This is a genomic window from Paracoccus sp. J56 (assembly GCF_019633685.1).
GTDB lineage: Bacteria > Pseudomonadota > Alphaproteobacteria > Rhodobacterales > Rhodobacteraceae > Paracoccus > Paracoccus kondratievae.
Window position 1 is genome coordinate 58,253 of record NZ_JAFL01000011.1, and the last position, 13,422, is coordinate 71,674.

The following is a 13,422-nucleotide window of genomic DNA, read 5'->3' on the forward strand; positions in this document are numbered from 1 at the left end:
CGGCCAGGCTACTGCCCCCCGCCCGATTGGCGGCGGGGGTCACTGACCCGATCCGGTCCGGCGAAACCCGTTGCGCAGGCTCGATTGCGTCGATCGGTGCAGAAAGTCGCGAAACAGTCGGCAGGCAGGCGACAGCGAATGATCGGCGCGTTGAATAAGCGAGATCTTGCGGGTGATGATCGGCTCGACCGGCATCACCGTGACCAGTCCCATGGATTTCGCCAGAGGATTGACGGCCGAGGTCATCACCGCGATGCCAAGCCCCGCCTCGACCATGCCGATGATTGTCAGCGGCAACGAGACATCCTGAAACGAACGGTGCAGCGTCAGGTTCACCTGGACACGCGCCAGCTCGGCCCGCAGCCGTTCGCGGATGGGGTTGCCCCGCTGCGGGCCGATCAGTGTTTCGGCTTCAAGATCTTTCCAGCGCAGCCCGCGCCGTTGGGCCAGAGGGTGCTCCGGCGGCATGACAACCAGAAAGGAATCGGTGGTCAGCTCCAGCCCAAGAACCTCGCTGTCCCGATCCGGAACGGTGCCAAGACCCAGATCGACCTGGCCGGATTTGACCATATCGACCACCGCCCGTTCCGACACATCGTGCATGGTCACGTCGATATTCGGGTATCTGTCGCGAAAGCTGCGGATAAGGCGCGGCAGCATCAGTGCTGCCTGCAAGGTGCCAGCGGCGATGCTGACCCGGCCCCGGCTGAAATTGTTCAGATCACGGGCATTTTCAACCAGACGATCCAGATCTCCGACGGCCTGACGCGCCACGGCCAGTGCCTCGGCACCAGCCTGGGTCAGCCGCAGCAATCGTGTGTGGCGATCAAACAGCCGCAGGCCAAGGTTTTGCTCAAGCTGGCTGATCAGGGTGCTGACCGCGGATTGCGACAGCCCCAGCCGTTCCGCTGCCCGCGTGAACTGTCCGCTTTCCGCGACGGCGACAAAGGCCCGGAACTGCTTGAGCGTGGGTTCCATGCGATCCCTCCATCTCAATTCATAGAAAGATCATATGAACAAAGTCAATTGTGCCGATTGATAAATGAATTGTCGTCGGCCCAAGATGAAGTGCATGCGCAAAAGACATGCCGACCAAGCCAGCAGACAGGGAGACGAAACCATGAGTGGCACACTCGATATGAGAAACTCTGCATGGGACGGGGAGGAGGCGGCCGCGCCAGTTGCTGTGTCCCGGGAAGGGGCAGTGGCCTTTGATCCGATTGAAGAAAAAATGCCGGTTCCCAAGCTTGTGGCGCTGGGGCTGCAGCATGTTCTGGTGATGTATGCGGGTGCGGTGGCGGTGCCGTTGCTGATCGGCAATTCGCTGGGGCTGAGCAAGGAACAGGTGGCGCTGCTGATCAGCGCCGATCTGTTCTGCTGCGGCGTCGTGACGATGATCCAGTGTCTGGGCCTGTGGAAATTTGGTGCCCGGCTGCCGATCATGATGGGGATCAGCTTTACCGCCGTCCCGGTGATCATCGCCACCGGCAGCGATCCCGATGTGGGCATCCGCGGCGTTTTCGGTGCGGTGATTGCCTCGGGGATATTTACAGTCTTTGCTGCCTGGTTTTTCAGCAAATGGGTGCGCTTTTTCCCCTCGGTCGTGACTGGCACGGTTATGCTGGTGATCGGTGTTTCATTGATGCGGGTGGGGGTGAACTGGGCTGCTGGCGGCAATCCGACCATCCGCACTGCCGAAGGCGTTGTTCCGAACCCAGCCTATGGCGAACCCTTTGCCATAGCCGTCGCCGGGATCGTGCTTCTGACCATCCTGCTGGTGACCCGGTTCTTTCGCGGATTTTACGCTAATCTTGGCGTGCTGATCGGAATCGGACTGGGCTTTCTGATCTCGATTGCGGCGGGCAAGGTCAGCTTTCAAGGTCTGGCCGAGGCGCACTGGGTCAATTTGGTCACCCCTTTTGCCTTTGGTCTGCCGACCTTTAACCTTTGGGGCACGATTGGGTTAAGCGCCGTGATGATCGTGATGATGATCGAGGCCACCGGTCAGTTTCTTGCCGTGGGTGACATGGTCGGGCAAAAGATCAGCGAAGAGCGTCTGGCGCGCGGACTGCGTACCGATGGTATCGGCAATATCATCGGCGGCATCTTCAATACCTTCACCTACACGACCTATGCGCAGAACGTCGGGCTGTTGCAGATCACGGGCGTGCTTAGCCGCTATGTGGTCGCGGCAGGCGGTGCAATCCTGATCCTGCTGGGCTGCCTGCCCAAGATCGCTTTCATCAGCGCCTCGATCCCCAGCTATGTGATCGGTGGCGCGGCGCTGGTCATGTTCGGAATGGTTTCAGCCACAGGGGTCAAGATCCTGGCGCGGGTCGATTTTGTCGGGAACCGGCGCAATGTCTATATCGTGGCGGTCAGCCTTGCGCTGTCGATGATCCCGGTTGTCGCGCCGACGATGTTTGACAAGATGCCCCATCTGGTCGAGCGGATCTTTCACAGCGGCATTCTGGTCGGGACCTTTTCGGCCCTGCTGCTGAACCTTCTGTTCAATGGCATTCCGGCACGTGGGACCGACCCGGCGGCAGCGGCGCATTGATCGCGCCGGATACCTTTGGCGGGCCGGGATATTCCCGGCCCGTTTTTCATGGGTTGTGATAGGCTTGATATCGCCCGAGCCGTTCCACCGGTTCCGGTGGCTTATGGTTAAGCTGATTGACCGCTAAGCCTGCAATACGACCCTGATGTCGGGGGATCAGGTCCGGCCGCGCCTGCGCAGCCAGATCAGCCCGCCCGCCCATAGCGCCGCTAATGAGAACCAGGTCAGCGCATAGCCAAGATGGCTGTTGCGGAACCTGACCTCGGTCAGCCCGCCGATCGGTTGCGCCTCGTCCCCGCGATCGTCGGCGTCGATGAAATAGGGTGCGACCGGGCCGATGCCCTGTGCGGCGGCGATGGCAGAGGTGTCGCGGGAATACCAGCGTCCGCCGACGGGATCATTGCGGCGCAGGAACCCGCCATTGTTCTGGCTCATCCGCAAAAGCCCGCTGACCGTCACCTGATCCCTGGGCAAGGGGCGGTCGTTGCGGGTGGTTTCGGGGACAAAACCGCGGTTGATCAACAGATCCCAGCCCTCGGTGGTGCGCATCGGCGTCATGACCCAAAAGCCCGGCCCCCGGGCAGTCACTGCCTTGACCAAAGTGTCGCTGTCGGCGCGATAATTGCCGCTGACCGTCACCCGGCGGTATTCGGCATCGCGCGGATCAAGCCCAGCCCAATCCGCTGGTCCGGGGGCGGGGACGGGATCGGCTGCCAGCCGTGCCTCAACCCGGGCGATGAGATCGGTTTTCCACGCCAGCCGCTGGACCTGCCAGACCCCAAGCGCGATCAGCGCCAGAAGGACTGCCAGCGCCCCGGCAGCCGCCAGCAGCCGGCGGAAATTCACGAGCCAAAGCCCTGCATCAGCTCATGATCCATCTGCGGCATCATGTTGGTGTTCATGTGATACATGACCCATAGCGAACCGGCGAGCAGGATCACCACCACGACGATGGTGAAGATGGTCGAAAGCATGGTCCAGCCCTCTTCCTGCTTACCGTTCATATGCAGGAAATAAACCATGTGGACGAGGATCTGGGCCACGGCAAAACCCATCACCGTGACGGCGGTCAGCGAGCGGTTTTCAAACCCTCCGGCCATGACCAGACCAAAGGGGATCGCGGTCAGGATCACCGACAGCAGAAAACCCTTGATATAGGCGGCATGGCTGCCGTGGTCGTGGCCGTGATCCTGATGATGCGCGGTATGTGCGTGTTCAGCGGACATCAGATCATCCCCAGAAGATAGACGAAGGTAAAAACGCCGATCCAGATCACGTCGAGGAAATGCCAGAACATCGACAGACAGATCATCCGGCGCTGGTTTTCTGGCCCAAGCCCCCGGCGCGCGATCTGCACCATCAGCGTTATGAGCCAGATCGAACCAAAGGTCACATGCAGCCCGTGCGTGCCGACCAGCGTAAAGAAAGCCGACAGAAAGCCCGAACGCTGCGGTCCGGCGCCCAGGTGGATCATGTGCTGGAATTCGTAAAGCTCGATCCCCAGAAAGCACAGACCAAAGACCAGCGTCACCCCCAGCCAGCGCAGGGTCGCCCCCTGCCTGCCCGCAAACATCGCCAGCATGGCAAAGCCAAAGGTGATCGAGGACAGCAGGAGCATCCCCGTATTGACCGCCACAAGCCCAAGATCGAACAGGTCCTTAGGCCCTGGTCCGGCGGCAAAGCTGGTGCCAAGCACGCCATAGACCGCAAAGAGCACTGCAAACATCAGGCAGTCGCTCATCAGATAGACCCAGAAACCCAGGCTGGTCGAGGCGCCCTCGGGGTGGTGATGGGGTTTAAGCTCCCAATAACGGCCAAGGTTGTCTGTGGTGGTGTCGGTTACAACGTGGCTCATGGCTCAGACCCCCTGCGCAAGCTGGCGCGTCCGGGCATCCTCGGTCGCCTCGATTTCCGGGACCGGGATGTAATAGTCGCGATCATAGTTGAAGGTATGGGCGATCGAGACAGCGATGATGCCAAGAAAGCTCAGGCCCGCCAGCCACCAGATATACCAGACCATCGCCAGCCCGCAGACCGTCGCCAAAGCGGCAAGGATCACGCCGGTGCCGGTGCTTTTCGGCATATGGATCGGCATGAAGCCTGACGTCGGCCGGGTGGCGCCCTGCTGCTTCATCTCCCACCAGGTATCCAGCCCGTGCGAGATCGGGTTGAACGCAAAGTTATAGGCGGGCGGTGGCGACGAGGTCGCCCATTCCAGCGTGCGCCCGTCCCACGGGTCCCCGGTCGGGTCGCGGTATCCGGGGCGGTTGCGGCGCATGATCGAGACGCCGAACTGCACGAACATGGCCAAGATGCCGACGGCGATCAGCACCGCGCCAAGGGCGGCGATGGCAAACCAGATGCGCAGGTCCGGGTCATCAAAGACACGCAGCCTTCGCGTCACGCCCATCAGGCCAAGGATGTACAGCGGCATGAAGGCAAACCAGAAGCCGATGACCCAGAACCAGAATGAGACCTTGCCCCAGAACACATCCAGTTTGAAACCAAAGGCCTTGGGCCACCAGTAATTCACCGCCGCGAAACAGCCAAACAGCACGCCGCCGATGATGACGTTGTGGAAATGCGCAACGAGGAACAGCGAGTTGTGCAGCACGAAATCGGCGGGCGGCACCGCAAGCAGCACCCCGGTCATGCCGCCGATCACAAAGGTCAGCATAAAGGCCAGCGTCCACATCATCGGCAGTTCGAACCGGACGCGGCCGCGATAGATGGTGAACAGCCAGTTAAAGAGCTTGGCCCCCGTCGGGATCGAGATGATCATCGTGGTGATCCCGAAGAACGAGTTCACCGAGGCGCCCGAGCCCATGGTAAAGAAGTGATGCAGCCAGACCAGATAGCTCAGCACCGTGATACAGACGGTGGCATAGACCATCGAGCTGTAGCCAAACAGCCGCTTGCCCGAAAAGGTCGCGGTGATTTCGGAAAACACCCCGAACAGCGGCAGGATGAGGATATAGACCTCGGGGTGGCCCCAGATCCAGATGAGGTTGATATACATCATCGGATTGCCGCCAAGGTCATTGGTAAAGAAGTTGGTGCCGACATAGCGATCCAGCGTCAGCAGGATCAGCGTCATGGTCAGGACCGGGAACGAGGCGACGATCAGGATGTTGGTGCAGAAGGCCGTCCAGGTAAACACCGGCATCCGCATCATCGTCATGCCCGGCGCGCGCATCTTGAGGATCGTCACCAGCAGGTTGATGCCTGAAAGCGTGGTGCCGACCCCCGCGACCTGCAGGCCCCAGATGTAATAATCCACCCCGACCCATGGGCTGTAGCCGATGCCCGACAGCGGCGGAAAGGCCAGCCAGCCGGTCTGTGCGAATTCACCCACAAACAGCGAGGCCATGGTGATGATCGCGCCCCCGACCGTCATCCAGAACGAGAAGTTGTTCAGAAAGGGGAATGAAACGTCACGCGCGCCGATCTGCAGCGGCACGATATAGTTCATCAGCCCTGTGACAAAGGGCATCGCCACGAAAAAGATCATGATGACGCCATGGGCGGTAAAGATCTGGTCGTAGTGATGCGAGTTCAGATAGCCCTCGGATCCGCCAAAGGCCCAGACCTGCTGCAACCGCATCATGATCGCATCGGCAAAGCCGCGCAGGAACATGACCAGCGCAAGGATGATATACATGATGCCGATCTTTTTATGATCGACCGAGGTAAACCACTCTCGCCACAGCCAGCCCCACAGACGGTAGCGGGTCAGGGCTGCAAGCAATGCGACCCCGCCCATCGCTACGACTACAAAGGTGCCCAGGACGATCGGCTCTTTCGGGATCGCATCCCAGTTCAGCCGGCCCAGAAGAAAGGTGGTTTCGTTGGAAAACGTTGCCATGCTTGCGTCCGATCAGAATTTCTGCGCCTGACCCCTGGTTGGGTCCAACAGCGTCACGGCATTGTCCTGTGAGGGGGTGAACAGCCCTTTCGGCGGGGGCAGCGCATGGCCGCGCAGAGGCGTCATGTTCACTGTCGTGCGGGTCAGCTCGGGCGATTTTCCGAACATCCGCGCCGAATCCTCGGGCGTGCAGAACGAGGCGATCTGAAAGGGCTCCCACCCCAGAACCGGGGCGCGGGTGCCGCGTCGCTGGTCCTTGTCATAGGTCAGCCGCTGCACATTCATCGTACCGGCAAGCCCGGTGCCGCCCTGGGCGTCCAGGGCCATCATCTCTGCCATGCAGATCTTGCCGGGCTCGACGCACATGTTCACGACGCGCTGGAAAAGCTGGGGATCGACATCGGCAAAGGACATCGGCGGCACGTTTTCGCTGGGTGCCTCAAGCTCAAGGTAGCGGGGGCGGTCCAGCGTGCCGCCGCCAGCCCGGGCCCTGGCGACCCAGGCGTCAAAGCCTGCCTCGTCGCTGGCCAGTGCCTTGAAATGCATCCCCGAAAAGCCCTGGCCCGAGTAATGCGAGGCGATGCCCTTGTATTCGCCCGGGCGGTTAAAGACGCCATTCAGCTTGGTTTCCATCCCCGGCATGGCGTAGATCATGCCAGCCATCGCCGGGATGTAGAATGCGTTCATGACCGAGGTCGAGGTCAGCGTGAACTCGACCGGACGATCGACCGGCACCGCCATCTCGTTGATCGAGGCAATGCCCTGTTCGGGATAGATAAAGAGCCATTTCCAGTCCATCGCCACCACCTGCACCTGCAGAGGCCTGGTGTCGCTGGCCACCGGCTTGCCGCTCGTGATGCGGTCAAGCGGGCGATAGGGGTCCAGCAGATGCGTACCGACCCAGGTCAGCGCCCCAAGCGTGATGATGATCAAAAGCGGCGCGGCCCAGATCACGAACTCAAGCTTGGTCGAATGGTCCCAGTCGGGCTGATAGTCGGCGCGGCGATTCCTGGCGCGGTAACGCAGCGCAAAGATCACCGTCAGGATCATGACCGGGACGATGATCAGCAGCATGAGCAGCGTCGAGGTCACCAGCAGGTCGCGCTGTCGCGCCGCCACATCCCCGGCGGGGGCCAGAACTTCGGCCTTGCAGGCGGCCAGCGGGAACGCCAGCGCAAGCCACGGCAGGCCGGCGAATTTTCGTTTTTGGGTCATTGGACTGTCCGAGTGTCCGTGAACGACAGGTGCGGATGGCTGAGTCGCGAAAGGCTGCGACCTATGCGGTAATTGGCTTACCTTGATCTGGATCAAATCCGCCATGCGGCGTTTTGTCCTATACTGCCTGGCCCCTCATTGCGGCAGCAATAAGGTAGGAAACGCCGCGGTGGACTTTGGTCAAGCCGGGCGCGAATCTGGATCACATCGGATTCCTCGGGAACATGAGCACAACTTCTTCCATGCCCGCCGCCGGGACGGCAGCCCCGTCATCGCACGGCCATCACAGCGTTTCACCCTCGGACATTGCCGTCGGGGTGATCATCGGACGCACCTCGGAGTTCTTTGACTTCTTCGTTTTCGCGATTGCCTCGGTGATCGTCTTTCCTCAGCGGATCTTTCCCTTTGTCGATCCGCTGACCGGCACGCTGCTGTCATTTGCGCTGCTGGCACTGGCCTTTGTCGCCCGGCCGCTTGGCAGCGTCCTGTTCATGGGTATTGACAGACGCCATGGACGCGTGACCAAGCTGACGGCAGCCCTGTTTTTGATGGGAACCGCCACCGTCGCGATGGGCCTGATCCCCAGCTATGAAAATGTCGGCGGCTGGGCGGTGGTCATCCTTGCTATCCTGCGCATCGCACAGGGGCTGGCACTTGGCGGGGCATGGGACGGTATGCCCTCGCTTCTGGCGCTGACGGCCCCACCGAACCGGCGCGGCCTTTACGCCATGGTGCCGCAGCTTGGCGCGCCGATCGGGCTGATCGTGGCAAGCCTGCTGTTTGCTTATCTTGCCGCCAATCTGACGGCGCAGGATTTTCTGGACTGGGGCTGGCGCTACCCGTTCTTTGTCGCCTTCTCGGTCAACGTGGTGGCGCTGTTTGCCCGGCTGCGCATCGTCGCGACCGATGAGTTTTCCCAGCTTTTCGAATCGCGTGAGCTGCAGCCGACCCGCATCGGCAAGACCCTCGGCGAGGATGGCGGTGCGGTGCTTGTCGGGATCTTCGTTCCGCTGGCAAGCTTTGCCATGTTCCACATGGTCACGGTCTATCCGCTGTCCTGGATCTATCTTTATACCGACGAGACGCTGCTAAGCTTTCTGATTATCGAGGCCGTGGCCGCCGTTGCTGGAATCGTTGCCATTCTGCTGTCGGGCTGGCTTGCCGACCGCTTTGGACGGCGTAACCTCTTGCTGATCGGGGCGCTGCTTATCGGTTGTTTTGCGGCACTCGCCCCCCTGCTTTTGTCCGGCGGCGAGACCGGAGAGCTCATTTACATGATCGCCGGTTTTTTTATCCTTGGCCTTAGCTTCGGGCAAAGTTCGGGTGCGGTGGCCTCGCTCTTTGGGGCGCGCAACCGCTATACCGGCTCGGCCATCGTCTCGGATCTGGCCTGGATGTTCGGGGCGGGTTTCGCGCCGCTGACGGCACTGCTGCTGTCGACCTGGCTGGGGCTGTCGGCTGCGGGGCTATACCTGCTTTCGGGCGCCGTCTGTTCGGTCATCGCCATTCTCATGTCGGGCAAGCTGGATTTTCGCACCTCTGACCGCTAGGTGACCCGCCGTCCCCCGATCCCATACCAGAGGCGGGGCGCGGCGTTCTTTTCTTGACACAAGCTGCGCCAGTCACATTACTCTGCGGCAAGCCTGCAGAAAGGCGCGATGATGACGGAAAGCATCCAGAAGGAGGACTGGGAGCGGTTCCGTGCGTTGGGGAGCGTGCCCCCCAGCATCCGGGAGATCGTGTTCAGGTCCTGGGTCAGATCACGGGAGCGGGGGGAAATCGGCTCGCTCAACCGTGCGCCGACGGTTGCGCAGGACGAATTGCATGGCATTCGCCACCGCAACGCGAGGCTGCGCAAGGCGGCGCAGAACGCGATCCGCCGCACCGGATACATGCTTGAGGACGCCGGGGCGATGCTTCTGCTTTGCGACCGCAGAGGCGTCGTCATGGATGCGACGGGCGATTCCCGCATCCTGTCGCGCGGTGCGGAAAACCATCTGCAACCGGGCGGGCGCTGGGACGAAGGCGCGATTGGCACCAACGCCATCGGCACCGCGCTGCATCTGGCCCAGCCTGTCGTCATCACCGGGGTGGAGCATTTCTGCGAGGCGATTCAGCGCTGGTCCTGTGCTGCAGCCCCGATCCATGACCCGCTGAGCGGGCGGCTGCTTGGCGCTGTCGATATCTCGGGTCCTGCTCAGGACAGCATGCGCCGGGGCGCCGCGCTGTCGGTGACGCTGGCTTTGCAGATCGAGGAAAGCTTGCGCAGCGCCGGTCTGCATGAACATGCGGTCCTGATTGATGCGCTGCTGGCACGGCACAATGGCGGGGGAGCCGAGGATCTGTTGCTGCTTGACCGCTACGGGCGCAAAGTCTGGTCCCGCACCCCCAGCCGCGAAGCTGCCGCGCAGGTCGAAGCGAAAGGTGCGGTCCTGCAAAGCCTGATGAAGGACAACGACGGCGACTGCCATGATCTGGCCGGGCGGGTGCGCGAGGTTCTGGCCGATGCCGAGGTCGATGTCCTGTCCGAACGTGGCGAGGCGCTGGGCGTTGTCGTGACCTTTCCCCGCCGCACCCGTCCAGCACGGCGTGAGCCGGCCGCGCCCCCAGATCTGCGCCAGATCGCTGAAACAGGGGCGGTGATGCAGGATCTTTGCAATGCCGCTGAACGGATCGTCGGAAACGGCCTGCCTCTGGTTCTTGAGGGGCCGGTCGGCAGCGGCAAAGAGACCTTTGCCCGTGCGCTGCATGCAGGTGGCCCCCTGGCCGGGTTGCCGTTCGAGATGCTCGATTGCAGCCTTCTTGACGCGGCGACGCTGAAGCCGGGATCGGGTGGCAGCGAGGCATTGCTGCGTCTGGCGCAAAGCGGCGGCACGCTGTGCCTTGACGAACCGGCCGAAACCCCGGCCGAGGTGCAGCCGCTTCTGACGCAGGCGCTGGCGCAGATCGAACGGGCGGGGACGGCGGTCCAGTTGATAACCTTGTGCTCGGTGCCGCTGTCCGACAGCCTTGGCGTGGGCGGGCTTGGCTCGGCGCTGCATTTCCGGCTGGCTGCGGCGGTCTTGCGCCTGCCTGCGCTGGCCGAGCGGCGTGAGGACCTGCCGGCGCTGATCCGCCGCTTTGCCCAGACCTATGCGCCGCAGCACCGTCAGGGCAGGGTGCTGCGCTTTACCCCGGCGGCAATGCAGCAGTTGCAGGCCCATGACTGGCCGGGCAATCTGCGGGAATTGCGCAATCTGGTGGAATCTCTGGGTGTGACCTCGCTAAGCGGGCTGGTTGATGCGTCGGACCTGCCCCGCCACCTGACGCGCGCACCCGGTCCGCGGCGCGAGGAAACCCTGCGCGACCGAGAGCGGGCCGAGATCATGGCGGCTATGGCCGAGGCGGGCAGCAACATCACCGAGGTCGCGCGCAGGCTGGGGATCGCGCGCTCGACGCTTTACCTCAAGCTTGACCAATACGGCATCAGGCGGCCCCGCCGCGAATAAGTGCCGTTCTGTCCGCCATTGTCCGACGCCCTGTCCGAAAACCGGACAACACGGACAGGTGGCACGATTCCATCCTGCCGCTACGCCACAGGGAGGTGGCGCAATGGGAGGAGAAAACCGTGCCATTGGACAAACCCAACAGACGCAAGGTGCAGGTGCTGGGCATCGACGCTGGCGGCACCATGACAGATACGTTCTTTGTGGACAGCGAAGGCGAATTCGTCGTCGGCAAGGCCCAATCGACGCCACAGAACGAGGCGCTTGGCCTGATCGCCAGCTCTCGCGAGGGGTTGGAGCATTGGGGACTGACGCTGGAAGAGGCGCTGTCCGAAATCCAGACCGGTGTCTATTCAGGCACCGCCATGCTGAACCGAGTGGTTCAGCGCAAGGGGTTGCGCTGCGGCCTGATCGTCAATGCGGGGATGGAGGATTTCCACCGCATGGGCCGTGCGATCCAGGCCTATCTGGGCTTTGCCTATGAAGACCGGATCCACCTGAACACCCATTACTATGACGAGCCTTTGGTGCCGCGTCACCTGACGCGCGGCGTCATGGAACGCATCGACATGTCGGGTACCGTGGTCATTCCGCTGCGCGAGGAAACCGCCCGTCAGGCTGCGCGCGAACTGATCGCGCAGGATGTCGAAGGCATCGTGATCTCGCTTTTGCACAGCTACCGCAACCCCGCGCATGAACGGCGGGTGCGCGATATCGTGCAAGAGGAAATCGCGGCCTCGGGCAAGTCCATCCCGGTTTTTGCCTCGACCGACTATTATCCGGTGCGCAAGGAAACCCACCGCACCAATACTACCATCCTTGAGGCTTATGCCGCCGAGCCGTCGCGCCAGACGCTGAACAAGATCTCATCCGCGTTCAAGGATAACGGCTCGAAATTCGACTTTCGCGTGATGGCGACGCATGGCGGCACCATCAGCTGGAAGGCCAAGGAGCTGGCGCGCACCATCGTCTCGGGTCCGATCGGGGGCGTGATCGGTGCGAAATATCTTGGCGAAGTGCTGGGTTATTCCAATATCGCCTGCTCTGACATTGGCGGCACCTCGTTCGACGTGGCGCTGATCACCCAGAACGAACTGACGATCCGCAACGACCCGGATATGGCGCGGCTTGTCCTGTCCCTGCCTTTGGTCGCCATGGATTCGGTCGGCGCCGGGGCGGGCAGCTTTATCCGGCTTGACCCCTATACCAGGGCGATCAAGCTTGGCCCGGATTCGGCGGGCTATCGCGTCGGTGTCTGCTGGGCTGAATCGGGGATCGAGACCGTCACCATCTCGGATTGTCATGTCATCCTTGGCTATCTGAACCCCGACAACTTCCTTGGCGGTCAGGTCAAGCTGGACCGCGAGCGGGCCTGGAACGCGATGAAGGAGCAGATCGCCGATCCGCTTGGCCTGTCGGTCGAGGATGCCGCGGCTGGGGTGATCGAGCTTTTGGACAGCGATCTGCGTGACTATCTGCGCTCGATGATCTCGGGCAAGGGTTACAGCCCGTCCAGCTTCGTCTGCTTCAGCTATGGTGGCGCAGGTCCTGTCCACACCTATGGCTATACCGAGGGTCTGGGCTTTGAGGATGTGATCGTTCCCGCCTGGGCGGCAGGTTTTTCCGCCTTTGGCTGCGCGGCGGCGGATTTCGAGTATCGCTATGATAAATCGCTCGATATCAACATCGCAAGCGAGGCCGGGGATGATCTCAAGGTCCGTCAGGCCCAGACCCTGCAGGCAGCTTGGGAAGAGCTCAAAGAGCGGGTCCTCGAAGAGTTCGAGATCAACGGCTATTCCGCTGATCGCGTGACACTGCAACCCGGTTTCCGCATGCAGTATCGCGGCCAGCTGAACGATCTGGAAATCGAAAGCCCGATCCTTGAGGCCAACTCGGCCGAGGACTGGGATAAGCTGGTCGAGGCCTTCAACGACACCTATGGACGCGTTTATGCCGCCGCTGCCCGCTCGCCCGAGCTTGGCTATTCGGTGACTGGCGCGATCATGCGCGGCACGGTGCCAATCCCCAAACCCCGGATCCCCAAGGAACCCGAGGCCGGTCCGACCCCGCCCGAAGAGGCCAGGCTTGGCACCCGCAAGTTCTATCGCCACAAGCAATGGGTCGATGCGCAGCTTTACCAGATGGAAAAGCTGAAACCGGGCAACCGCGTCACCGGCCCGGCGATCATCGAATCCGACGCCACGACCTTTGTGGTGCCCGGAGGTTTCGAGACCTGGCTCGACGGTCATCGCCTGTTCCACCTGAAAGAACTCTGAAGCTCCGAGGGAGGAGATCGA

General features: G+C 61.8%; 10 protein-coding genes. 4 read left to right on the forward strand and 6 right to left on the reverse strand.

What is annotated here, in order from left to right:
- Positions 1-39: 39 nt before the first annotated feature.
- Positions 40-978 carry a LysR family transcriptional regulator gene (locus M511_RS10005; protein ID WP_010394665.1) on the reverse strand — a complete coding sequence of 313 codons (939 nt, stop codon included), beginning with the start codon at positions 976-978 and terminating at the stop codon, positions 40-42.
- Positions 979-1,231: 253 nt separating this feature from the next.
- Between M511_RS10005 and M511_RS10010 the strand changes: the two genes are divergently transcribed.
- On the forward strand, positions 1,232-2,560 hold the full coding sequence (locus M511_RS10010; RefSeq protein ID WP_085502144.1) for a nucleobase:cation symporter-2 family protein: 1,329 nt from the start codon (positions 1,232-1,234) through the stop codon (positions 2,558-2,560).
- Positions 2,561-2,716: 156 nt separating this feature from the next.
- Here the strand turns inward: M511_RS10010 and M511_RS10015 are convergent, their stop codons facing one another.
- From M511_RS10015 to cyoA, 5 genes are read right to left on the reverse strand one after another with little or no spacing between them, the layout of a single operon-like run.
- Positions 2,717-3,406, reverse strand: a complete 690-nt coding sequence (locus M511_RS10015) for an SURF1 family protein (RefSeq protein ID WP_085502101.1) — start codon at positions 3,404-3,406, stop codon at positions 2,717-2,719.
- Entirely contained in the window at positions 3,403-3,786 is a 384-nt protein-coding gene (gene cyoD / locus M511_RS10020; RefSeq protein ID WP_085502102.1) for a cytochrome o ubiquinol oxidase subunit IV, read from the reverse strand. Before cyoD ends, M511_RS10015 begins: the two co-directional genes overlap by 4 nt.
- Positions 3,786-4,415: a cytochrome o ubiquinol oxidase subunit III gene (gene cyoC / locus M511_RS10025; RefSeq protein WP_010394657.1), complete on the reverse strand. Its 630-nt coding sequence runs from the start codon at positions 4,413-4,415 to the stop codon at positions 3,786-3,788. The genes cyoD and cyoC overlap by 1 nt, the downstream gene beginning before the upstream one ends.
- Before the next feature lie 3 nt (positions 4,416-4,418).
- Positions 4,419-6,425: a cytochrome o ubiquinol oxidase subunit I gene (gene cyoB, locus M511_RS10030; RefSeq protein ID WP_085502103.1), complete on the reverse strand. Its 2,007-nt coding sequence runs from the start codon at positions 6,423-6,425 to the stop codon at positions 4,419-4,421.
- A gap of 12 nt (positions 6,426-6,437) precedes the next feature.
- The gene (cyoA, locus tag M511_RS10035; protein WP_085502104.1) at positions 6,438-7,640 is read right to left on the reverse strand and encodes a ubiquinol oxidase subunit II; all 1,203 of its coding nucleotides are present in this window, start codon (positions 7,638-7,640) and stop codon (positions 6,438-6,440) included.
- Positions 7,641-7,864: 224 nt separating this feature from the next.
- On the opposite strand from cyoA, the gene M511_RS10040 reads away from it, so the two are divergent.
- From M511_RS10040 to M511_RS10050, 3 genes are all read left to right on the forward strand, one after another.
- Positions 7,865-9,190: an MFS transporter gene (locus tag M511_RS10040; protein WP_085502105.1), complete on the forward strand. Its 1,326-nt coding sequence runs from the start codon at positions 7,865-7,867 to the stop codon at positions 9,188-9,190.
- Between the two features lie 111 nt (positions 9,191-9,301).
- Positions 9,302-11,128, forward strand: a complete 1,827-nt coding sequence (locus tag M511_RS10045) for a sigma-54-dependent Fis family transcriptional regulator (protein WP_227493481.1) — start codon at positions 9,302-9,304, stop codon at positions 11,126-11,128.
- A 125-nt stretch (positions 11,129-11,253) separates the two neighbouring features.
- Positions 11,254-13,401, forward strand: coding sequence for a hydantoinase/oxoprolinase family protein (locus tag M511_RS10050; RefSeq protein ID WP_010394647.1), 2,148 nt, complete (start codon positions 11,254-11,256; stop codon positions 13,399-13,401).
- The last annotated feature ends 21 nt before the right edge of the window (positions 13,402-13,422 follow it).

Coding starts and splice junctions, on each gene's coding strand:
- M511_RS10005 (WP_010394665.1), bottom strand. CDS start 978: ATGGAACCCACGCTCAAGCAGTTCCGGGCCTTTGTCGCCGTCGCGGAA.
- M511_RS10010 (WP_085502144.1), top strand. CDS start 1,232: ATGCCGGTTCCCAAGCTTGTGGCGCTGGGGCTGCAGCATGTTCTGGTG.
- cyoD (WP_085502102.1), bottom strand. CDS start 3,786: ATGTCCGCTGAACACGCACATACCGCGCATCATCAGGATCACGGCCAC.
- cyoC (WP_010394657.1), bottom strand. CDS start 4,415: ATGAGCCACGTTGTAACCGACACCACCACAGACAACCTTGGCCGTTAT.
- cyoB (WP_085502103.1), bottom strand. CDS start 6,425: ATGGCAACGTTTTCCAACGAAACCACCTTTCTTCTGGGCCGGCTGAAC.
- cyoA (WP_085502104.1), bottom strand. CDS start 7,640: ATGACCCAAAAACGAAAATTCGCCGGCCTGCCGTGGCTTGCGCTGGCG.
- M511_RS10040 (WP_085502105.1), top strand. CDS start 7,865: ATGAGCACAACTTCTTCCATGCCCGCCGCCGGGACGGCAGCCCCGTCA.
- M511_RS10045 (WP_227493481.1), top strand. CDS start 9,302: ATGACGGAAAGCATCCAGAAGGAGGACTGGGAGCGGTTCCGTGCGTTG.